20 protein-coding genes and 1 pseudogene are annotated in these 22,693 nt (G+C 65.2%); 11 read left to right on the top strand and 10 right to left on the bottom strand.

The features are described from left to right. Positions 1-30 precede the first annotated feature (30 nt). The gene (locus tag GGD67_RS34830) at positions 31-2,379 is read right to left on the bottom strand and encodes a TonB-dependent hemoglobin/transferrin/lactoferrin family receptor (protein WP_179739089.1); all 2,349 of its coding nucleotides are present in this window, start codon (positions 2,377-2,379) and stop codon (positions 31-33) included. A 264-nt stretch (positions 2,380-2,643) separates the two neighbouring features. Between GGD67_RS34830 and GGD67_RS39620 the strand changes: the two genes are divergently transcribed. From GGD67_RS39620 to GGD67_RS34810, 4 genes are read left to right on the top strand one after another with little or no spacing between them, the layout of a single operon-like run. Beyond that, a complete protein-coding gene (locus tag GGD67_RS39620; protein ID WP_246784509.1) occupies positions 2,644-2,850 on the top strand; it encodes a hemin uptake protein HemP in 207 nt (68 codons plus the stop codon). A 6-nt stretch (positions 2,851-2,856) separates the two neighbouring features. Beyond that, positions 2,857-3,810 (top strand): hemin ABC transporter substrate-binding protein, encoded by a 954-nt coding sequence (locus GGD67_RS34820; RefSeq protein ID WP_179739085.1) that lies wholly within the window; start codon positions 2,857-2,859, stop codon positions 3,808-3,810. After that, positions 3,807-4,898: an iron ABC transporter permease gene (locus GGD67_RS34815; protein ID WP_179739083.1), complete on the top strand. Its 1,092-nt coding sequence runs from the start codon at positions 3,807-3,809 to the stop codon at positions 4,896-4,898. Before GGD67_RS34820 ends, GGD67_RS34815 begins: the two co-directional genes overlap by 4 nt. Continuing rightward, positions 4,895-5,698, top strand: coding sequence for a heme ABC transporter ATP-binding protein (locus GGD67_RS34810; protein WP_179739081.1), 804 nt, complete (start codon positions 4,895-4,897; stop codon positions 5,696-5,698). The genes GGD67_RS34815 and GGD67_RS34810 overlap by 4 nt, the downstream gene beginning before the upstream one ends. A 52-nt stretch (positions 5,699-5,750) precedes the next feature. On the opposite strand, the gene GGD67_RS34805 is transcribed toward GGD67_RS34810, so the two are convergent. Both GGD67_RS34805 and GGD67_RS34800 read right to left on the bottom strand, forming a co-directional pair. Continuing rightward, positions 5,751-7,427, bottom strand: a complete 1,677-nt coding sequence (locus GGD67_RS34805; RefSeq protein WP_179739079.1) for a mucoidy inhibitor MuiA family protein — start codon at positions 7,425-7,427, stop codon at positions 5,751-5,753. Between the two features lie 179 nt (positions 7,428-7,606). Then, complete coding sequence (locus GGD67_RS34800) at positions 7,607-8,212, bottom strand: response regulator transcription factor (protein WP_092254816.1); 606 nt, start codon at positions 8,210-8,212, stop codon at positions 7,607-7,609. 206 nt (positions 8,213-8,418) lie between these two features. Here GGD67_RS34800 and GGD67_RS40020 point away from each other — a divergent pair. Further along, positions 8,419-9,455, top strand: a pseudogene (locus GGD67_RS40020) (AraC family transcriptional regulator). A 2-nt stretch (positions 9,456-9,457) separates the two neighbouring features. Here the strand turns inward: GGD67_RS40020 and GGD67_RS34790 are convergent. Further along, a complete protein-coding gene (locus tag GGD67_RS34790) occupies positions 9,458-10,669 on the bottom strand; it encodes an NnrS family protein (protein ID WP_179739077.1) in 1,212 nt (403 codons plus the stop codon). Positions 10,670-10,798: 129 nt separating this feature from the next. Between GGD67_RS34790 and GGD67_RS34785 the strand changes: the two genes are divergently transcribed. Beyond that, positions 10,799-11,509: a Crp/Fnr family transcriptional regulator gene (locus GGD67_RS34785; protein WP_018317840.1), complete on the top strand. Its 711-nt coding sequence runs from the start codon at positions 10,799-10,801 to the stop codon at positions 11,507-11,509. 139 nt (positions 11,510-11,648) lie between these two features. Here the strand turns inward: GGD67_RS34785 and GGD67_RS34780 are convergent, their stop codons facing one another. Continuing rightward, positions 11,649-11,846, bottom strand: coding sequence for a DUF1858 domain-containing protein (locus GGD67_RS34780; protein WP_028140266.1), 198 nt, complete (start codon positions 11,844-11,846; stop codon positions 11,649-11,651). 190 nt (positions 11,847-12,036) lie between these two features. Continuing rightward, positions 12,037-13,389 carry an oxygen-independent coproporphyrinogen III oxidase gene (gene hemN / locus GGD67_RS34775; protein WP_018317838.1) on the bottom strand — a complete coding sequence of 451 codons (1,353 nt, stop codon included), beginning with the start codon at positions 13,387-13,389 and terminating at the stop codon, positions 12,037-12,039. A gap of 202 nt (positions 13,390-13,591) precedes the next feature. Between hemN and GGD67_RS34770 the strand changes: the two genes are divergently transcribed. From GGD67_RS34770 to GGD67_RS34755, 4 genes are all read left to right on the top strand, one after another. After that, the gene (locus tag GGD67_RS34770) at positions 13,592-13,792 is read left to right on the top strand and encodes a hypothetical protein (RefSeq protein ID WP_018317837.1); all 201 of its coding nucleotides are present in this window, start codon (positions 13,592-13,594) and stop codon (positions 13,790-13,792) included. 25 nt (positions 13,793-13,817) lie between these two features. Then, the gene (locus GGD67_RS40215; protein ID WP_179739075.1) at positions 13,818-14,690 is read left to right on the top strand and encodes a copper chaperone PCu(A)C; all 873 of its coding nucleotides are present in this window, start codon (positions 13,818-13,820) and stop codon (positions 14,688-14,690) included. 122 nt (positions 14,691-14,812) lie between these two features. Then, positions 14,813-15,910 (top strand): copper-containing nitrite reductase, encoded by a 1,098-nt coding sequence (nirK, locus tag GGD67_RS34760; protein ID WP_179739073.1) that lies wholly within the window; start codon positions 14,813-14,815, stop codon positions 15,908-15,910. Between the two features lie 52 nt (positions 15,911-15,962). Next, positions 15,963-16,841 carry an SUMF1/EgtB/PvdO family nonheme iron enzyme gene (locus GGD67_RS34755; protein ID WP_179739071.1) on the top strand — a complete coding sequence of 293 codons (879 nt, stop codon included), beginning with the start codon at positions 15,963-15,965 and terminating at the stop codon, positions 16,839-16,841. A gap of 88 nt (positions 16,842-16,929) precedes the next feature. Here the strand turns inward: GGD67_RS34755 and GGD67_RS34750 are convergent, their stop codons facing one another. From GGD67_RS34750 to GGD67_RS34740, 3 genes are read right to left on the bottom strand one after another with little or no spacing between them, the layout of a single operon-like run. Further along, a complete protein-coding gene (locus tag GGD67_RS34750; protein ID WP_018317834.1) occupies positions 16,930-17,565 on the bottom strand; it encodes a GNAT family N-acetyltransferase in 636 nt (211 codons plus the stop codon). A 22-nt stretch (positions 17,566-17,587) separates the two neighbouring features. After that, the gene (locus GGD67_RS34745) at positions 17,588-18,238 is read right to left on the bottom strand and encodes a 3-oxoacid CoA-transferase subunit B (RefSeq protein ID WP_011089829.1); all 651 of its coding nucleotides are present in this window, start codon (positions 18,236-18,238) and stop codon (positions 17,588-17,590) included. Positions 18,239-18,256: 18 nt separating this feature from the next. Next, positions 18,257-18,964: a CoA transferase subunit A gene (locus tag GGD67_RS34740; protein ID WP_018317833.1), complete on the bottom strand. Its 708-nt coding sequence runs from the start codon at positions 18,962-18,964 to the stop codon at positions 18,257-18,259. A 272-nt stretch (positions 18,965-19,236) separates the two neighbouring features. Here GGD67_RS34740 and GGD67_RS34735 point away from each other — a divergent pair, with 272 nt between their 5' ends. Next, positions 19,237-21,177 carry an AsmA family protein gene (locus tag GGD67_RS34735; protein WP_018317832.1) on the top strand — a complete coding sequence of 647 codons (1,941 nt, stop codon included), beginning with the start codon at positions 19,237-19,239 and terminating at the stop codon, positions 21,175-21,177. 115 nt (positions 21,178-21,292) lie between these two features. Here GGD67_RS34735 and dctA read toward each other — a convergent pair whose 3' ends face one another. Continuing rightward, on the bottom strand, positions 21,293-22,678 hold the full coding sequence (gene dctA / locus GGD67_RS34730) for a C4-dicarboxylate transporter DctA (RefSeq protein WP_179739062.1): 1,386 nt from the start codon (positions 22,676-22,678) through the stop codon (positions 21,293-21,295). Positions 22,679-22,693: the final 15 nt, after the last annotated feature.

The raw sequence follows: 22,693 nt of genomic DNA, 5'->3' as shown, positions 1-22,693 counted from the left end.
GGCGGAGATGTGGTGCTGCGAAGCTGGCGGCTACGCACCTCCAAAGTGGATCTTCATGCCGGCCTTGTAGACCCTGCCCGGTCCCGGGGCTGACCACAGCACGTCGTTCTGCGACGTGCCGTCGGTCGAGCTGCCGGGAATGGCGTAAGGCCGGTAGTACTGGTTCAAGAGATTGTCGATCGAAGCCGTGAACACGATGTCCCTGGTCGCATTGTAGGTCATGTACAAATTGACCAGCTCGTAGCCGGTCGCAGGCAGATAGCCGACGGGTACATCGTTGTTGGCACCGAACGAGGCCCATTGCGCCGACAGGATCAGGGTGCGATCGAGCAGGCGGACGCCACCGGTCGTGACGACCTTGCGCGGGGTGATGGTCGCGAGCCCGACATTGGTGACAGCGTTCTTGCCCTGGATGTAATGACCGGCGACACCGATGAACCAGCTGCCGGCATCGTACATCGTCTCGGCCTCGAAACCCTGGATGCGGGCATTGGCGATGTTCTGGTACTGGTAGAACTGGTTGAACGTGCCGAACATCGTCGCAACGGGGTTGAACGAGACCGCCTCGATGTAGTCAGAGACGTCGTTTCGGAAGAGATTGATCTTGCCGCGGAACGAGTCGGACGCGGTGAAGATGTTGTCGTATTTGAGGTTGATGCCGACTTCCTTGTTCTTGCCGACCTCCGGCCGCAGGTTCGGATTTGGCAGGAAGCAGAACAGACCCGTTGTCCCATCCGGGCAAGGCAGGTTGATCGGGCTGCCGCCGTTAGCATGCGCGCCGGAGATCACCGTCTCGGTGATCGATGGGGCACGATAGCCTTCGGCGTAGCTGACATAGGGCTGGAAGCCCGGGACCGGCGTCACACCGAGGGTGATCTTGGGCGAGAAGCGATCGCCACTCGCATTGGTACCGCCGGACTGCAGATTGTAACGGTCATAGCGGATCGCGCTCACCGCCTCGAACCAGGTGTTGTAGTTCTGTTTCAGTTGAATGAAGCCGCCCGACACGGTGCGGATACCGCCCGGCGTGGTGATGTTGGAATTGCCGCGGCTGTCGGTCGTGATGACGTCATCCTGGAATGCGTCGACGCCGTAGGTCACGGCATTACGCCAGTCGCCGACGTTGAAGCGCGTGGTGTTGTTGGCGTCGAAGCCAAACGTATCGAGGACATAGCCGCGCTTGTCGCCGACACAGCCGGAGATGTTGTTGCCGACATTGCCGGCGCCGCAATAGGCCGCGCCGGATGTCGAGTAGTGATAGGTCTTGGTCTGGTCGTTGTCGGTGCGATTGCCGTAGACCGATATGTGCGAGTCGAACAGATTGTCGCTCGGCAGCGAATAGTTCCAGGTCACCGTTCCGGTGTAGTTCTTGGTGTCGGACGCATAGACCGACGAGCCCTGATACAGCGCGCGCTGCGCCGCCGTCGCGACCGGGCCGCGGTTGAACTGGCCGACATCGTACTGGTAGTCCTGAAAGACGGCGCCGAACTTGACCTCGTGGCCGATCGCGGGCCGCACCGTGAGCTTCATCAGCCCGGCCTCGACCTGGTTGCCGGTGTTGCCGATCTCGGTGCCGTTGCCGTCCTTGTAATTGCCTTGGGTGCGATAGACCGCGCCGCCGAAGATATCGACGTCGGGCGTGGCGCGCACGCCGCCGAAGACCGAGCCGAGGCCGCGATTGTTGTTAGAGCCGTAGGAGCCGGAGAGATCGACGCCCCAGCGCTCGCCAGGACGTAGCACGTCGTCGATGTCCTTGGTGCGGAACGAGACCAGGCCGCCGATTGCGCCGGAGCCGTAGATGTTGGCGGTCGGACCGCGCACGACGTCGACCCCGCCGATCAATTCGGGATCGAGGAAGAAGGAGCCGTTGGCGTTGTGGCCGGTGCGCTGGTAATTCTGCCGCGCGCCGTCGACGACCACGGCGACGCGGCCGAAATCCTGCAGGCCGCGGATGTTGATGACGGTCGCGGGATCGTCGCCGCGTTCCTGGAACGACACGCCGGGTACAGCATAGAAGATGCTCGACAGCCGGTTCGGCTGAAGACCCTGGATCTGGTCGAGCGAAATGGAGCTGACCGGCGCGAGCGCATCGATCGCGCGCTCCTTGGTTTTCGTTGCAGCGACCGTGATGGTGTCGAGCGTCTGAACCGGCGCGGTGCCGCCGGCCTGGGCTCGGGCGTTGAGGACCTCCGGCGCTGCCTGTTGCGCGACCAGCGGCTTGGTCGGCTTGCGCCTGGCCTGCTTCGGCCGTTCCGTCGACGCACTTTCGGCCTGCGGCGCGGCGGTCTGCGCAAGACCGCTCTCCGTCGTCATTGCCGCAAATGAAACCACCGACGCGCCCAAAATCAAGGCGCGCGAATACCTAGCCCCGTCAGCCATATCAGCCCCAGCCTGCACTTCACTCTATTTTTTCAGGTCGTTTGGCTGGCGTGCGTTCGCAACGCGAACGACTGGCTGGCTGATTTTCTCGAGACGCGGGCAAGTCACCCCGCCGCCATAATTGGTTACGTGGCAACACTCTGACGGTCAATGACATCAGCTTGCAGTTTATATCGATTGTAAATTGCGGCCGTTGGAATGCGCTTCGTGCCGCTTATACAAACAAGCAGAACTCCAGAGTTTCGAAAGCGCATCACACCCAACATGTCGGCAACATCAGGAGACAGCAGCGGCGACGCGGCGGGGTCGGCAGGAAGCCCTTCTGCGACAACGCGAACCCTCACCATGCGTGGGAGCCGGATCGACAGTCGCGAGCTGTTTGCGGTCGAGCGCGAGATCATCATCGCGCACGGCGAGGACAACTATCGGCTTCGCCTGACCTCGCAGAACAAGCTGATCCTGACGAAGTAACCTGTAATGACATTTTGTCGCACCCTCGCAAGCCTCCTGCTCTCCAGCACGATCGCGCTCGCCTCTGCCGCGCACGCCGCCGGCATCACCGTGCATGACGCGCGCAATCGCGACGTCGCCGTGACCGACTTCGCGCGCACGGTCTCGATCGGCGGCGCCATCACCGAGATCATCTATGCGCTCGGGCTCGAGAACCGGCTGGTCGGCGTCGACACCACCAGCCTTTATCCAGCGGCGGCGCTGCAAGACAAACCCAATGTCGGCTACATGCGCCAGATCTCCGCCGAAGGCGTGTTGGGTCTCAATCCCACCCTGATCCTGGCGATTCAGGGCTCGGGCCCGCACGCGACCATGGAGATCCTGGAAACGGCGAAAGTGCCGTTGGTGCTGGTGCCCGACACCTTCTCCGAGGACGGACTGATCGAGAAGATAAGGCTGGTCGGCCACGCCATGGGTGTCGACGCACGCGCCGCGTGCCTGAGCGCCGCGGTCGGCGCCGATTTTGCCCAGCTGCGCGCCCTGCGCGCCAAGGTGACCAAGCCGGTGCGCGTGATATTCGTGATGTCGCTCCAGAACGGGCGCGCCATGGTCGCCGGCCACAAGACCGCGGCCAACGAGATCATCCAGCTCGCCGGCGCCGCGAATGCCGTCGACGATTTCGACGGCTACAAGATCATCGGTGACGAGGCGATCGCGGCGGCAAGACCCGACGTGGTGCTGTCGATCGAGCGCGGTAAGGACTCGCTGCAGGCCGACGCGATCTATGCCCATCCCGGCTTCGCCCTGACGCCGGTCGTGGCCAACAAGAGCCTCATCACCATGGACGGGCTCTATTTGCTCGGCTTCGGGCCACGGACGGCGGCGGCGGCGCGCGACCTTTCGGTGAAACTCTATCCGGGATTGGCCGAACCGGGCGCTGCCTTCACCTCGGCGCTGTCGGCGGCGAATTGCCGGCAATGAGCGTGGCGATCGGCATGGAAGCGCGCGGCTCGGAACGACGCCCCAGCGCGCGGCGGCGGTCCGCATCGTTCGCAATCCCTCTTCTGATCGCGGTGCTCGCGGTCGCCGCGATCGTGGCGCTGAGCTTCGGCGCCGCCGGCATTCCCCTCTCCCGCCTGCCTGCCGCACTCGGCCTATCAGGCGAAAGCACGGCGATGACGGCCCGCGACCAGCTCGTGCTGTGGTCGATCCGCGTCCCCCGGATCGCGGCGGCGGCGATGGTCGGCGGCCTGCTCGCGGCCGCCGGCGCGATCATGCAAGGGCTGTTTCGCAATCCGCTCGCCGATCCCGCGCTGGTCGGTGTCTCCAGCGGCGGCGCGCTCGCAGCCGCAAGCGCGATCGTCTTCACCGATTCGCGCTTCGGCGAGACGCTGCGCTTCCTCCAGACCGAGCTCCTGCCGCTCGCGGCATTCGCGGGATCGCTGGCCACGACTGCGATCCTCTACGGCATATCGAGCCGCTCGGGGCGCACCTCGATCGCGGTCTTCCTGCTCGCCGGGGTCGCCATCACCGCCATCGCCAATGCCGGCATCGGGCTGCTGGTGTTCGTCGCCGACGACCGCCAGCTCCGCGACATCACCTTCTGGCTGCTGGGCTCGATGAGCGGGGCGACCTGGACCAAGGCCGCCATGCTGGCGCCCATCCTCATCATCGGGCTTGGCGCCTGTGCCTTCATCGCGCGCGGCCTCGATCTTCTGGTGCTCGGCGAGGCCGACGCCTTTCACGCCGGCGTCGACGTCGAGCGTCTCAAGCGAATCTCGATCGTCATGGTCTCCGCCATGACCGGCGTCGCGGTGTCGATCAGCGGCGTTATCGGCTTCGTCGGCATCGTCGTGCCGCATCTGCTCCGTCTCGTCATTGGACCTGCGCATCGACTGCTGCTGCCGGCCTCGGTGCTATCAGGCGCGATCCTGATGGTCGGCGCCGACACGCTGGCGCGCACCATCGTGGCGCCGGCGGAGATGCCGATCGGCATCCTGACCGCAGCGGTCGGCGCGCCGGTCTTCCTCTTCATCCTGCTGCGGCAGCGCGGGCTGGCCTCGCTATGAGCGCCGTGATCGAGGCGCGCGGCTTGAGCAAGCGCGCCGGCCGCGCGACGCTGCTCGATGGCGTCGACCTGACGGTTGCGGCCGGCGAGATGGTCGCGATCATCGGCCCGAACGGCGCCGGCAAGTCGACGCTGCTGCGGTTGCTCTCCGGCGATCTCCGCCCGAACGAGGGTGCGGTGCGCCTGAAACAGCGCGATATCAGCAGCTATCCGCCGTGCGAGCTCGCCGCACGGCGCGCAATGCTGTCCCAGCACATCAACGTCACCTTCCCCTTCACCGTCGAGGAGATCGTGCTGATGGGCGCGGGCGAGCGCAGCGCGCGTGAAGCAGGCGCGCTCGTCGACGCGGCCCTCGACGAGGTTGGGCTAGCCCATTTCCGCGAACGGCAACTGCCGACGCTATCAGGCGGCGAACAGCAGCGCGCCCATTTCGCCCGCGTGCTGGTGCAGCTCGCCTGCGGCGAAGCCGAGCACGGCCCGGGACTTCTGCTGCTGGACGAGCCGACCTCGAGCCTGGATCTGCGCCACCAGATCGACCTCGTCGAAGCCGCCCGCCGCCGTGCGGCCGGCGGCACGGCCGTGATCGCGATCATGCACGACCTCAATCTCGCGATCCGCTTCGCCGACCGGCTGGTCGTGCTGGCTGGCGGCAAGCTCGCCACAGATGGCTCGCGCGCCGATGTCGTCACCCGCGAAACCATCCGCGAGATCTTCGAGATCGATGCCGTTGTCCATCAAGGCGACGACGGCGTGCCTTACGTGCTTCCGCAGTCGATGCGGGCGGCGGCGCCGCCACGATGAAGGTGCGCTCCCTTGCGGGGCGAGGGAGCGCACCTCGTTCGTGGCCAGCAACCTACCCCGCCGGGACGATCACCATGCTCTTGTCCTTCGGCCAGCGGATGCGCCAGGCGAAGTTGATATCCTTGACTTCGCCCGGCCTGGCGTCGAACGACCATTCCAGCACGCCGCGGCGGTCACGGATGTTGCTGGCGGTCGGCGGCGTGGTCGCGGGTAGCATTTCGACGACGATGTCCTCGCTCTCGCTGACCGGCAACTGATCCTCGATCGCAACCTTGATCGGAAAATCATGACCGTTGCGGATGGTGGTCTTGAACGTACGCTCGTCGGTCTTGGACGTCGTGACCAGGAGACCGGCCGAGCCCTCATTGCGCTTGAGCACGGCGCGCTCGATTCTCACCTTGTCGTCGGCGCCGAAGCCGAGGCGGACGATGTCGTCCTTGGCGGAAGCGGAGAGCTTGCCGCGACCGACAAAGACGCCGTCGCGGTAGATCGCGACCTTGCCCGGCAGCAGCGTCGTGTCATCGGTCTGCTTGAAGCTGGCTTCGAGGAAGGCGGTCGGGTCCAGCACCGGTGCGGCGCGGACCGCCAGGTCGGCGGGCACCGTCATCGCTGCAATCCGCAGGCTCTTGGCGCCCTCGGCGGCGCCGAGGCTGACGCGGCCGGGAATTTTGAACGTCGCCTGGAAATCCCCGATCTCGGCAATTGCCTGCTGCTCGTCGGCACGTTCGCGCGGCTCGGCCGCTTCCGCAATCTTGGCCATCGCTGGCGATTGCATCTGTCGCAGAACCGGCGCGGGCCGCGCCAGATCGGAGACCGAACCTGCTGCCAGCGGCTTCGGCACCTGTGGATATTGCGCGACCAGCGAATGCAGCTCCGGCGCACTGCCGCCGCGGCTGATGCGGGTCGTGGAGACGCCGAGCGTCACGTTGGACCAATCCTCGCCGGTCGATTGCGTGATCTCGGCGCGGCGGATCAGCTCGAGCTGCGGCTTGCGATCCTTGGCGCCCGTGTCGAGCCGAGCGTCATAGAGCGGCATCCAGCGCGCATTGCGCACGGCGTAAGTCACGCGCAGCGTCGCCTTCGTCGCAGCAGTCGCGGCAACGTCCATGCGAATCTCGAGCTTGCTCGGCGGCTTGGCCTTGCGCTCGACCTCGAGTTGGGCGATCTGCCGGTCGATTTCCCGCGTCTTGCGCGTGGCATCGCGGATGACGGTGTCGGCGCTCGCAATTTCTTCGCCGACCGCAGCAAAGGCCGCGCGCCATTCGGCGATCGGCCGCGCCTCACCCTTGTCGCCGATCCCCGCGGGAGAGGTTTCCGCAAAGTGCTCCGCAAACTTGCGCCGCGCATTCGCCGAGTCGATCGCGCCCTGCAAATCGGCGCGCTGATCGTTCAAGGCCTCGATGCGCTTTTCCAGCTCGGGCAGATTGACCGGCGCGGCGCGAGGCGACCGCGCATCGATCGTGCCGATGGTGAGCTTTGCGCCGCCCTCACCCTCGACCCGGATGGAGGAGGCATCGAGACCAAGCGGGAAATCCTTGGCGACCAGCGTCGAATCCCCGGACGGCAAATCGACCGTGATGACGCGGGTGACAGTGGCGCCATCGGGGTAAACCGTGACCGTATCGATCGCCGATGTAGCGTCCAAATCGGCGGCCCATGATGGCGAGGCCGCCGCCATGGTGACCAGAACCAGGCTTGTCGTTGCCAAATATCTTGCGGTGATGCGCATGAAGTCCCTCCTGCCGTATCGCCGCGCCGCCAGCCGGACGCGCGCGATCAAATGCCTCGCCAACATGGTTGGACGCGGCAGGGAAGGAACTGGTTCGATTGGGGTTTCCGTGGGGCGCCGCCGCGGCGGCACCAAGGCTGCGGAACGTATCGCCCGCGGCAGGCCTCAGGCCTGGTGGGCTACCCCTGGCCGAAGATGCGGCGGAGCAGATCGGTCACGTTCTTGGCCCCGGCCTTCTTCAGGACGCCGGCGCGATAGCCCTCGACGGTCCGTGCGCTCAGATGCATGCGCCGGGCGATCTCCTTGTTGGTCAGGCCGGCCGCGAGGTGCTCGAGCACGTCGCCCTCACGCTCGGTCAAGGGCTCGCAGCCGGGCAGCCAGCGCTGCCGGCTCGTGCCGGGCTGCGCGAATTCGTCGATGGCGGCATCGATCCGGCCGATGATGTCGTGGGTGCGGAAAGGCTTTTCGATGAAGTCGGTCGCGCCGCTCTTGATGGCGTCGACCGCCATGGCGATGCTGCCATTCGCCGAGGTCACCAGCACAGGCGCCATGCAATTTTCCTCGCGCAGGCGCCTGAGCATGTCGAGGCCGGAGCGATCGGGTGGCAGCTCCATCAGCACGCAGGCCGGCATGCGTGCCTTTGCTTCGGACAGGAGTGAGGCACCGTCAGCGAAGCAGATCACGTCATAGGCGCTCTGTTGGAGCGCGGTCGAAAGTTGTTCGCGGGAGGCAGCGTCGGTGTCGATGACGAATACCTCGCCCTTGGAAAGCATGTTCCCCGGCATAATCCCGATCCAGCAATGTCTTGGTCAAATGGGTCCGAGACGGAAAGCGGGCCGCATCGCCCTGCCGCGTCGTCGTGAGCACAGCATTCACGCCAGTGCTTCGGTTTCCCCTATGTATGTTCCGGCCGGTTCCTGGATTTGACGGATCGAGACAGAAATTTTACATTTCGGGACATCTGCGGGAATGGCTGGCAGGAACGGTTCGCATGACCGACCTCGTTCGCAGCGCAGGCTTGAGCTATTACCCGGAAATCGCCCGGTCGGTGGGGCTCGATCCCAAACAGATGATGCGCAAGGCCAGGCTGCCGCTGGCCTGCCTCGACAAGCCCGATACGCCCATTGCCGTCGCAGGCCTGCGCCGTCTGCTCGAATTGTCGGCGGAGACCTCCGGCGCCGAAGATTTCGGCTTGCGTCTCGCCGAGCGCGGCGGCCTGACCAATTTCGGTGCGGTCGGCCTGATCGTGCGCGAACAGGCGACTGTCGGCGAGGCGATCGACGCATTTTCGCGCTTCATCCACATCCATCATGACGGCATGCGGCTGGATGTTGCGCGCGACCGGCAGATCGTGACGGTCACGCTGCACCTGCGCGGCAGGCGGCCGAGCGCGCCGCGCCAGGCGATCGACATGGCGCTCGGCAGCATCCACCGCATCATCCAATCGCTGCATGGCCAAAACTGGCGGCCGCAGGAGGTCCAGCTGCATTACCCGCCGCCGCGAATCGCAAGCGCTACCGCGAATTTTACGGCTGCCGCGTGACCTTCAACGCCGAGCACGATGCGATCCTGCTCTCGGCGCGCGACATGGAGCGCCGGATCCCGAGCGCGCATCCGCTGATCGCAAGCTATCTGCGCAAGCGGATCGAGGCGATCGAAACCCGGCCCGCAAGCTGGGAGGGGAAGGTCGACGAGGTCGTGCGGACCCTGCTCGCCAGCGGCGACTGCACGGTCGAGCGCGTGGCCGAGCATCTTGCCTGCACCCGCCGCACCATCCACCGCCACCTCGCTGCCGCAGGCACCAGCTTTTCGGCCATCCTGGATGCGCAACGTGCCGATCTCGTGATCCAGCTGATCGAGGACCCCGGCCGGCCGTTGGCTGACATCGCGATGCAGCTCGGCTTCTCCGCGCAGAGCGCCATGGCGCGCTGGTTCCGCGGCCGGTTCGGCTGCACCGTCACCGACTGGCGCAAGGGCGTTCGGCCTCCGACGCCGCCGCCCGATGCGCCCTCGGCGACCGCAGCTTGAGTTCAGCGCGCCGGAGCAGGCACGCCCATCGTGGCGAGGGCACGCCGCCGGCTGCCGGCGAGCAGCGGGCCGAACGCGACGGCAAATCCGAGGAACGCGACGAGCCAACCGCAGGCGGCGATGTGCAACAACACATCGCTATGCGCGGGCAACACCACGGCGGCGACCCGGGCCAGGGCCGCGATGATGATCGCAGCATAGATTGCCTGCGTCGCCGGCGAAGCGGTCAACGCCTGTCCGGTATGGCCGAGGCTCGCGCGGGTCATCACCGCCAGTGTCATGGTTCCCGCCGCGCCCGCCATCCAGGCGTGGATGCCGGCGCTTGGCGGCAGCGCCCCGAAAACAGCGACGGCTTGCAGGATGAAGCCGAGCGGCACGAAGACGTAGCCAATATGCAGGATCACCAGCAGTCGCTCGCCAAACGTGCGATCACCCGCCCAGCGCGCAAGCCGCACCAGATGCAGCCCGCCGACCAGCGCCATCAGGACACCGGTGACGACATTCAGCGGCGCCACGATCCAGAAGACGAGCGCGAGCGCGCTGCATCCGATCACTGCGCCGTCGAAGCGTCCGAACGGCACCGGCAGGCGGCCGGGATTGAACTTGACCAGCCAGTTGCGGGTAAAGCTCGGAATGATGCGGCCTCCGATCAGCGAGATCAGCAGCATGACCACACCGATGCCGACGCGGATGCTGACATCGGCAGCGCCCTGGTAGTGCGCCTCGAGATGAAAAGCGACGTTGCCGGCGAGCAGAACGGACACCAGCGCCACCACGGGCAGGTTGCGCCAGTTGCCGCCTGCGATGATCTCGCGCGCCGCGGCGGCGACGACCAGCGCCAGGAAGGCGGCATCGACGAGAAGCGCAAACGCCCAGCCGGTATCGGCCGACAACGTCACCGCGATACGCCCGGCAAGCCAGACCATCACTAACGCCCCCAGCGAGGTGCCCTGGATCGGCAGCCGCCCGGTCCAGTTCGGGATGGCCGTGAACAGGAACCCGGTGATGACAGCCGGCAGGAAGCCATAGAGCATCTCGTGGACGTGCCAGTCGCGCGGCGCGAATGCGGAACTCACCGACAATTCACCGTAGAACATCGGCAGCCAGGCCAGGATCGATAGCCCCGCCTGGATCGCGGCGAGCAGGAAAAAGGGCCGAAAACTGTTCGCAAACAGCGGCCAGCCCTCAAAGTTGCGGGATCGGGCGCCAGCCATGGGTCAACTCCAATAAAATTCAGTCCGTTGTCTGGAAAAATACTGCCACTCAGCCGTCCCGTTTTGCGCTATCGCAAACTATCGGACGATTGCAGGTGCCATCACACTCCCTGATGCCAAGGAGGCAGAATGGCCAAGGTCGACACATCGCTGGTTGCGCATTTGCCGCTGTTTGCCGGGGTCACGCCGGAAGCTCTGGATGAGATCCTGCGTGAGGCCCGTTCGGCGCGCTATCCCAAGAACAGCGCCATTTTCGAGCAGGGGGCGGATGCGCAGTCCTTCTTCCTGCTGCTGCACGGCCATGTCCGCGCGGCCAAGACCACGCCGACCGGCGAGCAGATCGTGGTCCGCTACGTCGCGCCCGGCGAAACGTTCGGGCTCGCCATGGCGATCGGAGCCGTGCAATATCCCGCGACCGCGATCGCGGTCGATGACAGCGTGGTGCTGATATGGCCAACCTCGGCCTGGCCGCGGCTGGTCGAGCGATTTCCCTCGCTGGCCGCGAACACGCTCCAGACCGTCGGCGCGCGCCTCCAGGAGAGCCACACCCGCATCCTGGAAATGTCGACCCAGCAGGTCGAGCAGCGCGTCGCCCATGCGCTGCTGCGTCTCGCCAAACAGTCCGGCAAGAAGCTCGACCACGGCATCGAGATCGACTTCCCGATCAGCCGCCAGGACATCGCGCAGATGACCGGCACCACGCTGCACACCGTCAGCCGCATCCTGAGCGGCTGGGAGAGCCAAGGCCTCGTCGAGAGCGGCCGTCAGCGCATCATCCTGCGCGATCCGCACAGGATCGTCGTGTTGGCAGAGCGGAGCGCCGACAGCGGCGCGGCGTGACACAGCCGCACCGGGGCGTCTCCGCCCAAGATAGGGACCAGGATAGGGATCGAGATAGGGGTGAGGGGCGCTTCCGCTTACGGCGAAAGCCGTCCCTCACCCGGGAATCCGCGCGCGCCCGCGCGAATTCGAGACTGCTTCACGCCGGCACGCAATCGCACAACGCGGCGAGGAATTTTTCGCGGTCGATGCCATGCTCGCGGCAGGCATCATCCACAGTGTGGAAGGTTGCGATCGGACAACCGACACAAGCCATCCTGAAGGCCAGAAACACGCGGATCGTGTGCGGCGCGGTACGCATGATGTCATCGACCAGATCGTCGGATCCGAAAGACATGGGCAACTCCGTTCCGACACGACGATAACGGAGGTGACCTGAGTTTCTTTGTTGGAGCGCAAGCTGTTGCCCGTTCCTCCGCCGTCATTCCGGGGCGCGCCTTTTGGCGCAAGCCCGGAATCCATCGTGCAGCGGATGACATGGAGGAATGGATTCCGGGCTCGCGCTTCGCGCGGCCCCGAATGACCAGCTACACAGCCCGGCTGTGCAGCTGCTTCGCCGGATTGAGATGCGCGTCGAACGCGGCCGCGACGCTGCGGACCAGGAAGCGGGAATCTTTTGCGACTGCGAGGCGGTTGCCGTCCAACCTCACGATGCCGTCGGAGATCAGTGGCTTCAGACGTGCCGCCGAGTTCAGCATCGCCGCCGCCTCCGCGCCATGGCGCGCGCAGATGTCGCCGAGATCGGCGCTGAACTCGCACATGATGCGTTCGATGATGTCGGCGCGCAGCCGGTCGTCGTCGGTGAGCCCATAGCCCTTGGCGGTGGCGAGACGGCCGGCGGCAATGCTCTGCGCATAGGCGCCGATCTGCACCTCGTTCTGGACGTAACCCTGCGGCAAATGCCCAATCGCACTGGCGCCGAAACCGAGCAGGACTTCGCTCTTGTCAGTGGTGTAGCCCTGAAAATTGCGCCGCAGCGTCCGTTCCTCGAAGGCCACGGCCATGGAGTCACCGGGCCGCGCGAAATGATCGAGCCCGATCTGCACGTAACCGGCCTCCTTCAGTGCATTCGCGATCGCGCAGGCCTGGTCGTGGCGCGCGAGGCCGTCCGGCAACACAGCCTCGTTGATCATCTGCTGGTGCTTCTTGAAGCTTGGCACATGAGCATAGCCGAACACGGAGAAGCGGTCGGGCGCGAGCGTGAGGCTGCGCCGGACGGTATCCAGACACGACGCGACGGTCTGGTGCGGCAACCCGTAGATCAGGTCGAAATTGAGTCCCTCGATGCCGGCGCGCCGGAGCATGTCGACCACGGAAGCCGTCTGCTCGAAGCTCTGCACGCGGTTGATCGCCCGCTGCACCACGGGATCGAAGCTCTGCACGCCAAGGCTCGCGCGGTTGACGCCGGAGAGCCGCATGGCATCGACCATGTCGGCGGTCAATGTGCGGGGATCGATCTCGACCGCGATCTCGGCCGAGGGCAGCACGAAGAACTTCTGGCGCATCGTCGCCATCAACTCGGCGAAAGCTTCCGGCTGCATGATCGTCGGCGTGCCGCCGCCGAAATGGATGTGCTCCACCTTGATGCGGCGACCGATGGTTTCGGCGACCTGCTCGATCTCGTTGCGCAGCGTGCGCTGATAGCCGGCGATGAGCTCGTCGCGGCGCACGATCTGGGTATGGCAGCCGCAATACCAGCACATCTCGCGGCAGAACGGCACGTGGAGATAGAGTGAGGCGCTGGCGCCCGCCGGCAGCTCCGCCAGCCAACGGGCGTAGGCGTCCGATCCGACCGCCGTGGAAAAATGCGGCGCGGTCGGATAGCTCGTGTAGCGTGGCAATCGTTCTTCGCCGTAGCTCGCCGCAAGATCAGCTCTCATGTCTTACCCATTCGTAAATTTCCGCCGTGTGCAGACCACGGCAAATCACGGAATACACCCCACTACCTCGGATCCGAGGGGGTGACCTTGCGCTTGCGCAAAGTCGGCCGGGGGTGCCGCAGACCTTGCGCTCGCGCAAAGCGCAGCGGCCATTTCGGGGCCATGATCATGCCAATTCGCACGCCATCCGGAGCGTTTGCCCATGAGGCTTCTCGCACTCGAACTGCTTCTTTCCTTGCTCGACGTCCGCGGCCATATCCCGCGTTTCGACGACTTCCGGCCGGCCCCGCTCGCAGCGGCCCCGGCCGGCACCGTGCGCGCTCTGGCCGCAGCCATCGCCATCTTCGTCGTGCTGTCACTGGCGATCTGGGCAACGGTCTGGCTTGCCACATCTCTCTTCTAGTGGCGTCTTCGCGAAGGCCTCGACCATGATCTCATCCAAGCGTGCATTCGCCGGCGCGGTCGTCCTGACATGCCTTGCCGGGGTGCCGGCCTTCGCGGCCGACACGACCAGCGGCGACCTCGTCATCACCAGAGCCTGGAGCCGGGCGACGCCCGGCGGAGCCAAGGTCGCCGGCGGCTATCTGACGATAGAGAACCGGGGCCGCGCGCCGGAGCGACTGCAGGCCGCATCGGCCGCGCATGCGCTTCGAACAGAGATCCACGAGATGACCGTCAACGACGGTGTCATGACCATGCGCGCGCTCGACAGGGGACTTGTCATCGCTCCCGGACAGATCGTGACGCTTGCGCCCGGCGGCGGACACCTGATGTTCATCGGTCTCGATGTGCCGCTTCATGCCGGCGACCAGATGCCCGTGACGCTGTCGTTCGAGCACGCCGGCGCGGTGAAAGTGACGCTGGACGTGCAGGCCATCGGCGCACAGGCTCCCGAAAGCATGGCGACCACGGCGGCCGCAGAGCCTGCGCATCGCGCGGAGCAGGCGGCGGTCCCTGCCGCCGCGACATCCGACGCGGACGAGAGCTTCTTCACGCATCTCCATGCAGAAAAAGCCATGGCCAACGTCACGGTCTCGCCCGGGCGCGCCGGTCCGGTCGAGATCGCGATCCAGCTCGAAGATGCGAACGAGTTGCCACTGAGTGCCGATGCAGTCGCGGTCACGCTCGGCAATCCCGAGCATGGCGTGGCGCCGATCACGGCAAACGCCGAACGCGTCGGTAACGATCAGTGGCGCGTCAGAATGTCGGCACCGCTGTCAGGCCGCTGGTCGCTCGGCCTCGACATCCGCATCACGCCAAAGGATGTCGTCAACGTCGTGTCGCCGATTCTGCTCCGCTAAGGCACCTAAGTACTGTAGCGGAGCCGAATCCGGCAAAACCTTGTCGCAGCGCAAACACTCTTGCCGAGATAGGCGCACACTGCATCCGTCATCAAAACCTTTCCAGATGAAGGATGCTTCCGATGTTCACCCGCAGAGTCGCATTGATCGGCGCCGCCGCGACAGCTCTGATGCTGGCGACCCCCGCTTTGGCTGGCGACGATCTCAAACTGCCGCGTCAAAAGGTAGAGCTGGTCGCTCCGCCGTTCGTGCATGCGCACGAGCAGGCGACCAAGCAAGGCCCCAAGATCATCGAGTTCAAACTCACGATCGAGGAGAAGAAGGTCATCATCGACGAGAAGGGCACCACCTTCCAGGCCATGACCTTCAACGGTTCTATGCCGGGTCCGCTGATGGTCGTGCACGAGGGCGACTACGTCGAAACGACGCTGGTCAATCCTGCGACCAACTCCATGCCGCACAATATCGACTTCCATTCCGCGACCGGCGCGCTCGGTGGCGGCGCGCTCACTCTGGTCAATCCCGGCGAGCAGGTCGTGCTGCGCTGGAAGGCAACCAAGACCGGCGTGTTCGTCTACCATTGCGCCCCGGGCGGCCCGATGATCCCCTGGCACGTCGTCTCCGGCATGAACGGCGCCGTGATGGTACTGCCGCGTGACGGCCTCAACGACGGCAAGGGCCGCGCCCTGAAATACGACAAGGTCTACTACATCGGCGAGCAGGACATGTACGTGCCCCGCGACGAGAAAGGCAACTTCAAGTCCTACGAATCGCCTGGCGAGGCCTTCACCGAGACCGAAGAGGTGATGAAGAAGCTGATCCCGACCCATGTCGTGTTCAACGGCAAGGCCGGTGCGCTGACCGGCAAGAACGCGCTGACGGCCAATGTCGGCGAGAACGTGCTGATCGTGCATTCGCAAGCCAACCGCGACAGCCGTCCGCACCTGATCGGCGGCCATGGCGACTACGTCTGGGAGACCGGCAAGTTCGGCAATGCGCCGGAAGTCGGGCTCGAGACCTGGTTCATCCGCGGCGGATCGGCGGGAGCCGCGCTGTACAAATTCCAGCAGCCCGGCATCTACGCCTACGTCACGCATAACCTGATCGAAGCCGCCGACCTCGGCGCCACCGCGCACTTCAAGGTCGAAGGCAAGTGGAACGATGATCTGATGATGCAGGTGAAGGCGCCCGCCGAAATACCGGCTGCCAACACCAACTAAACGCGACAAGGGGCCGGTCTTCACCGGCCCCTTCTTTCTTCGGGGAATGACCATGCTGATCGCATTCAAGCTCAAACTGGCCCTCGCCTGCGCCGCCGGGCTCGCCGGACCGATCGCGATGGCGCCGCTGGTTTCGAACATGACGGTCCGCGGCACCGCGACGGAGCCTGCGATCGTGAGGGTCGCGCCGGGCAGTCTATCCTATCGCGAGGCCGGCGATTTCACGCGCGGCGGGCAGCAGGCGGAAGCGCCGCTGCGCGCGATGCGCGTCGACCGGCCGCTCCACATCATGCGAAATCAGGTCTCCTCATCCGATTATCAGGTCTGTGTGCAGGAGGGCGCCTGCCGCGCGCTCGATCGCGACGTCACGGTCGCTGCCGATCGTCCCGCGGTGCAGGTGAACTGGCACGATGCCGAGGCTTATGCAGGCTGGCTGTCGCGCAAGACAGGCCACCATTACCGCCTGCCGAGCGATGCGGAATGGGCCTTTGCAGCAGGCTCCAGATTCAAGGACGACGGCGTCGCTGTCGATGCCGACGATCCTTCAAAGCGCTGGATCAGCCGCTATGAGCGCGAGTCCGAACGCGACCTTTCCGACACCACGGCCTATCCGTTCGGCAAGTTCGGCCCGAACGAGCACGGCGTCGAGGATCTCGCCGGCAACGTCTGGGAATGGACCTCGACCTGCTTCGTGCGGTCGCGCGTCGACGCCGCCGGCAATGCCGGCCGACCCACGGTGAACTGCGGCGTGCGTGTCGCCGAGGGCGCCCACCGCGCCTACGTCACCGATTTCATCCGCGACGCCCGCGCCGGCGGTTGCGCCCAGGGCGTGCCGCCCGCCAATCTCGGCTTCCGCCTGGTGCGCGAGGAGACCTCCTGGGTCGCGAGCGTGTCCGCGCGCTGGAGCAAGGTGTGGGCGGTGAGGTCATAGCCAAGATTATCGCCGCGTAGCCCGGGTGAGCGAAGCGACACCCGGGAAGGTCCCGCATATCGCTTCGCTCATGCGGGCTACGGACACGTCAAATCGCGCGCGCGAACATGCGAAAGCCTGGAGCTCCGATGATCATCTCGAACGCGGGATCGCGTTTCTCCTCCGCAAAGACAAATCCGGCCTTGGCGTAGGCGCGCTCGGCGGGCTCGTTGCCGATCAGGAACGATATCGTCGTCCGGGCAAACCCGGCCGCCCGCCCCTTGTCCAGCGCGTGCGCGATCAGCGCCTGCATCAGGCCGCGGCCACGATAGGCAGGGTCGGTCGCGACATGCTCGATCATCCAGTCGCCCTCGCCGCCCTGGACCCAGCAAGTCCGCGAATAGGCGCCGCGCCGGCGGATGGCGTCCAGCTCTGACGCCGTGAGCCCAGTTGAGAGACCGACCTCTTCGAGCGCGCGCCAGGCCGCAGGTCCGGTGCCGGCCGCGGGCACGGCGCAAAGTGCAGCAGCAGGCCTGCCATCGATTTCGGTGACCAGGAACTGCGACACATGCCACATCGACACCGCGCGTGCGACGGCGACGCGTGCGATGAAATCGAGGCACTCTGCTTCCGGCCAGCCGAGCGACACGTCGAACCAGCCCCGCGGCCGGTAGCCGCGCATCGAGTGCAGGATGGTTCGTGCGATGAAAGCAGCGTCCTCGGGACGCGCTGACCTTATCGTCATACGCGCCCCATTCTCGAAGACCTTACGTGTTCTTCAGCGCCACGCGAAACTCGGCTTCGGTCTTCGCCTTGACCTCGTCGAGCGAGACGCCGTCGGCGAGCTCGATCAGGGCCATGCCGCCGTCACCGTGCTTGTCGATGGTGAAGACCGCCAGATCCGTGACGACCATGTCGACCACGCGCTCGCCGGTCAGCGGCAGATTGCACTTCTTCAGGAGCTTGGAGCCGTCCTTGGCCGAATGCTCCATCACCACGACGACGCGCTTGACGCCGGCGACGAGGTCCATCGCGCCGCCCATGCCCTTGACCATCTTGCCGGGGATCATCCAATTGGCGAGATCGCCGTTCTGGGCCACCTGCATGGCGCCGAGGATCGACAGGTCCATATGGCCGCCGCGGATCATCCCGAAGGAATCCGCGCTCGAGAAATACGAGGTCGAGGGCAGCTCGCTCACCGTCTGCTTGCCGGCGTTGATCAGGTCCGCGTCCACCTCGTCTTCATAGGGGAACGGGCCCATGCCGAGCATGCCGTTCTCGCTCTGCAGGCTGACATCGACCCCGTCGGGGATGAAGTTCGAAACCAGCGTCGGGATGCCGATGCCGAGATTGACGTAGTAGCCGTCACGCAGTTCCTTCGCGGCGCGCGCGGCCATCTGTTCACGGGTCCAGGCCATGTGTGTCTCCTGATACGCTTAAGCGGCGGTACGCGGGCGGGTGTTGCGGAATTCGATGCGCTTCTTGGCCGTGCCGACCTCGACGATGCGCTTCACGAAAATGCCGGGCGTGTGGATGTGGTCGGGATTGAGTTCACCCGCCGGAACCAGATGCTCGACCTCGGCAACGGTGATCTTGGCGGCGGTCGCCATCATCGGGTTAAAATTGCGCGCGGTCTTGCGGTAGATGAGGTTGCCGGCGGTGTCGCCCTTCCAGGCGTGGACAATGGCGAGGTCGGCGAACAGGCCGCGTTCCATCAGATATTTCTCGCCGTCGAACTCCTTCACTTCCTTGCCTTCGGCGATCAGCGTGCCGACGCCGGTCTTGGTGTAGAAGGCCGGAATGCCGGCGCCGCCGGCGCGGATGCGCTCGGCGAGCGTGCCCTGCGGATTGAATTCGAGTTCCAGCTCGCCGGCGAGGAATTGCTGGGCGAACAGCTTGTTCTCGCCGACATAGGACGAGATCATCTTCTTGATCTGCCGGGTTTCCAAGAGGCGGCTGAGCCCGATGCCGTCGACGCCGGCATTGTTGGAGACCACCGTCAGGCCCTTGACGCCGGACTCGCGGATCGCATCCGAGAGCTCCTCGGCGATGCCGCAGAGGCCGAAGCCTCCCGACATGATCATCATGTTGTCTTTCAAAATGCCTGACAGAGCCGACTTGGCGTCGGGATAGACCTTGTTCATGCAAATAACCTTCGACTGAACCTTCGGCTTGGAGGCGGCGCGCCCTATTGGCGGCGATTATTAGGCGAAATCCTCCAAAGCCGTCAATGATACGGGGTTCTCCGCACCGCGGTCGGGTGATAGAAGCTGCCCACACCGTGGGCAGAACCGTCCGCGGCCTTGAAAGCGACAAGAAAACCCATCAAGTTGCGGGGGTTGGGCGTGGGCACGCAGGTTTCCCGACCCGCCCTCCTGGCTCCAACGACCAACCCGATCAGGACATGCCATTGACCATGGCCCAAGGAATGAAGCGCCTCGGGACGCCGATCGCGGCGCTGCTCGGCGTCGCGCTGATCGCCCTGATCGCGACCTCATGGCTCATCAACCGCGACGCGCTGCGCAAGGCGGTCGAAGCGCAGATCCGCGACGTCACCGGGCTCGAGCTCACTGTCGCAGGCGCAATCGACATCTCGGTGCTGCCGGCGAGCTACATCTCCTTCCGTGATGTCGGCCTCAAGGGCGGCGGCACCAGCGATCCCGCGCTCCAGGTCGACGTGCTCACCGCCAATCTGCGGCTGCTGCCGCTATTGCTGCAACGGTTCGAGATCGCCGACCTGACGCTGCTGCGGCCGCGCATCCATGTCAGCCTGAAGCCGGACGGCCAGAGTAACTGGACGCCCTTCATCCAGACCATCGCGCGCACCATGAAGCCCGGGGCTGAAAACCAGCTTTCGTTCTCCGAAATCCGGATCCAGGACGGCGTGCTCGACTACCAGGACGCCGCCACGCACGGCACCGAGAAGTTCGAGGACATCGACCTGTCGCTGGCCTGGCCTTCGATCTCGCGCTCCTTCGCCGCGACCGGACAGTTCGACTGGCGCGGCGAGCGTGTCGACGGCTCGATCAGCTTTTCCGACTTCGTCGCCGCCCTCTCCGGCGAGCGCTCGGGCTTGAAGGCGCGGATCGCCAGCGCACCGCTCAAGCTCGCTTTCGACGGCAGCGTCGCCAACCGCACCAGCCCGATGATGGAAGGCACGCTGACGATCGACAGCCCCTCCTTGCGCAACGCGCTGCGCTGGACCGGGCAGCCGCAACCCGCCAGCGGCGGCTTCGGCCGCTTCGTGCTGAAGGCGCGCGCCAACGTCGTCGGCGCCTCGATCGCGCTCACCAACGTCAATGTCGAGCTAGACGGCAATGCCGCCGAGGGCGTCATGACCTACGCCAATAACGGCCGGCAGACGCTGCAGGCGACGCTCGCCGCCGACGCGCTCGACTTCACTCCTTATATTTCCACCTTCCGGCTGCTCGCGAGCGGCGCGCGGGACTGGAACAGGCAGCTGTTCGATCTCAACGGATTGTCGACGACCGATCTCGACATGCGCCTGTCGGCAGCAAAGCTGACGGTCGGGCCGACCAGGCTCGGCCGCACCGCGATCGGCGCCAATCTGCGCAACGGCACGCTCGCACTCTCGGTCGGCGAAGCCCAGGTCTATGGCGGCATCGCCAAGGGCTCGTTCGGCATCGCGCGCTCCGACACCGTCGCCGACATCAAGGCGCAATTCCAGTTCACCGACGTCGACCTCCAGGCCTGCGCCACCGAGCTGTTCGGCCTCAGCAAGCTATCCGGTCGCGGCAACATCAACGTGTCGCTCTTCGCCTCGGGCTCGAGCCCGTTCGGCCTCGTGCAGTCGCTCGACGGCAGCGCCACCGTCACCGGTCATGACGGCGCGATCTCGGGCTTCAATGCCGAGCAGCTGCTGAAACGCCTGGAGCGGCGACCGCTGTCGGGCGGCGGCAATTTCCGCAACGGTTCGACGCCGTACAACAATCTCACCATCGCCGTGAAATTCTCCGATGGGGTCGCCACCGCCGAGGACATCCGTGTCGAAGGGCCGGCGGCCAAGATCACGCTCACCGGCACCGCCTCGGTGCCGACGCGCGAATACGACATGAAGGGCGTGGCGAGCCTCAACAGCACGTCGGGGTTCGAGTTGCCATTCGTGGTGCAGGGCCCGTGGGACGATCCCCTGATCTTCCCCGATCCGGAAAGCCTGATCCGCCGCTCGCCGGCCTCCGCGCCGCTGCTCGACATGCTGAAGGATCGCAAAGGGGGCGACGCCGTGCGCTCTGCGATCGAGCGCATCACCGGCAGCGGAAAGCGTCCTCCACCGGCGGAAGCGCCGACGGCGGAGAACGCCAAAGAGAACGTGAAGGAGAACGCCAAATCCAACTAGGCTGATCAACGCAGCCTTCGCGGATTTCGGTAGCCCGGGCTCAACAAGCTCGACATGCCGGCGACTTGGCAAACCCGAATCGAGCAGTGCGGCCGATTTCATCCCGGAGGTGGCGTCAAGCGGCCGATTGCGTCGTCGAAATCCAGGCCTTGTCCCCCTGCAGCACGGCTCCTCCGCCGATCTTCGATCCGGCCGCGACCTTGAGAGAGCCACTCCCTCCCAGTTCGCGAGCCAACACCTCTCGGTCACAAGCGTCCTCCCACAGCGAAACGGTGATGGCTGCGACGCAGTTGCTGATCATACTGGTCAGCGCCCGCGCTTCCGACATGAAACGGTCGATGCCGACGAGCAGCGCAACGCCGGTCACGGGCAGATCCGGCATGACGGAGAGGGTCGCGACAAGCGCGACGAAGCCGCTGCCGGAGACGCCGGCCGCGCCTTTGGACGTCAGCAGCATCAGTCCGAGCATCGCCGCGATCTGCCCCCACGACAGGTGGATGTCGCAGGCCTGCGCGATGAAGATGGAGGCCAGGGTGAGATAGATGGCGCTGCCGTCCAGATTGAAGGAATAGCCCATCGGCAACACGAGTCCCGACACGCCTTTGCGGCATCCGAGCTGCTCCAGCTTGCGCAGCGCCCCGGGTAGCGCCGGTTCCGACGATGACGTGCCGAGCACGATCAGCAGCTCTTCCTTGAAGTAGCGGATGGTCTTCCACAGGCTGAAGCCATTCAGCCGCGCCAGCGTGCCGAGCACGACGACCACGAAGAATGAGCAGGCGATATAGAATGTCAGGATCAGCAGTCCGAGCGAGCCAATCGATCGAATGCCGTAGCGGCCCACCGTGAACGCCATGGCGCCAAAGGCGCCGAGCGGCGCGAGCTTCATGACGAAGCCGAAGGACACGAACAGCACCTGAGCGAAGGAATCGACGGCCTTCGTCACCACGGCGCCCCCATCGCCGGCACGGCTCAGGCCAAAGGCGACCAGGATGGAGACCAGCAGGACCGGCAGCACTTCGCCGTCGGCAAACGCGCCAAAGAAGGAATGCGGGATGATGTGCAGCATGAAGTCCACAAATCCGGTCGCACTCGCCTGCTTGGTGAACTTCGCGGCCACCGACGGATCCAGCGTGCTGACGGACACATGCATGCCGACGCCCGGCTGGATCAGCGACACGGCGACCAGTCCGGCCAGCAATGCAAGCACGGTCAGCAGGTAGAACAGCGCCATGGATTTCACCAGCGTGCGGCCGACCTCGCGCGAATCGCTGATGCTGTTGATACCGCTGACGATGGTGCAGAACACGATCGGTGCGATCATCATCTTGACCAGCTTGACGAAGCCGTCGCCGAAGGGCTTCAGCGCGGCACCGAACTCAGGCCAGAGATGGCCGGTGAGGACGCCCAACATGAGACCGATCAGCACCTGGACGTAAAGGATCCGGTAGAATGGTTTTCGCGTCTCACCGTTCGCGGGCCCGACCAGCGCTTGCTTCTGCATTCTCGTTTCTCCCAT

This window comes from Bradyrhizobium sp. IAR9, assembly GCF_013408065.1.
In the GTDB taxonomy this organism is placed as follows: Bacteria; Pseudomonadota; Alphaproteobacteria; order Rhizobiales; family Xanthobacteraceae; genus Bradyrhizobium.
This window is presented reverse-complemented; position numbering and strand designations above follow the sequence as displayed.

Bases quoted from the DNA above. Each gene is read 5' to 3' on its own strand.
- GGD67_RS34830 (WP_179739089.1), bottom strand. From the start codon at position 2,379: ATGGCTGACGGGGCTAGGTATTCGCGCGCCTTGATTTTGGGCGCGTCG.
- GGD67_RS39620 (WP_246784509.1), top strand. From the start codon at position 2,644: ATGTCGGCAACATCAGGAGACAGCAGCGGCGACGCGGCGGGGTCGGCA.
- GGD67_RS34820 (WP_179739085.1), top strand. From the start codon at position 2,857: ATGACATTTTGTCGCACCCTCGCAAGCCTCCTGCTCTCCAGCACGATC.
- GGD67_RS34815 (WP_179739083.1), top strand. From the start codon at position 3,807: ATGAGCGTGGCGATCGGCATGGAAGCGCGCGGCTCGGAACGACGCCCC.
- GGD67_RS34810 (WP_179739081.1), top strand. From the start codon at position 4,895: ATGAGCGCCGTGATCGAGGCGCGCGGCTTGAGCAAGCGCGCCGGCCGC.
- GGD67_RS34805 (WP_179739079.1), bottom strand. From the start codon at position 7,427: ATGCGCATCACCGCAAGATATTTGGCAACGACAAGCCTGGTTCTGGTC.
- GGD67_RS34800 (WP_092254816.1), bottom strand. From the start codon at position 8,212: ATGCCGGGGAACATGCTTTCCAAGGGCGAGGTATTCGTCATCGACACC.
- GGD67_RS34790 (WP_179739077.1), bottom strand. From the start codon at position 10,669: ATGGCTGGCGCCCGATCCCGCAACTTTGAGGGCTGGCCGCTGTTTGCG.
- GGD67_RS34785 (WP_018317840.1), top strand. From the start codon at position 10,799: ATGGCCAAGGTCGACACATCGCTGGTTGCGCATTTGCCGCTGTTTGCC.
- GGD67_RS34780 (WP_028140266.1), bottom strand. From the start codon at position 11,846: ATGTCTTTCGGATCCGACGATCTGGTCGATGACATCATGCGTACCGCG.
- hemN (WP_018317838.1), bottom strand. From the start codon at position 13,389: ATGAGAGCTGATCTTGCGGCGAGCTACGGCGAAGAACGATTGCCACGC.
- GGD67_RS34770 (WP_018317837.1), top strand. From the start codon at position 13,592: ATGAGGCTTCTCGCACTCGAACTGCTTCTTTCCTTGCTCGACGTCCGC.
- GGD67_RS40215 (WP_179739075.1), top strand. From the start codon at position 13,818: ATGATCTCATCCAAGCGTGCATTCGCCGGCGCGGTCGTCCTGACATGC.
- nirK (WP_179739073.1), top strand. From the start codon at position 14,813: ATGTTCACCCGCAGAGTCGCATTGATCGGCGCCGCCGCGACAGCTCTG.
- GGD67_RS34755 (WP_179739071.1), top strand. From the start codon at position 15,963: ATGCTGATCGCATTCAAGCTCAAACTGGCCCTCGCCTGCGCCGCCGGG.
- GGD67_RS34750 (WP_018317834.1), bottom strand. From the start codon at position 17,565: ATGACGATAAGGTCAGCGCGTCCCGAGGACGCTGCTTTCATCGCACGA.
- GGD67_RS34745 (WP_011089829.1), bottom strand. From the start codon at position 18,238: ATGGCCTGGACCCGTGAACAGATGGCCGCGCGCGCCGCGAAGGAACTG.
- GGD67_RS34740 (WP_018317833.1), bottom strand. From the start codon at position 18,964: ATGAACAAGGTCTATCCCGACGCCAAGTCGGCTCTGTCAGGCATTTTG.
- GGD67_RS34735 (WP_018317832.1), top strand. From the start codon at position 19,237: ATGGCCCAAGGAATGAAGCGCCTCGGGACGCCGATCGCGGCGCTGCTC.
- dctA (WP_179739062.1), bottom strand. From the start codon at position 22,678: ATGCAGAAGCAAGCGCTGGTCGGGCCCGCGAACGGTGAGACGCGAAAA.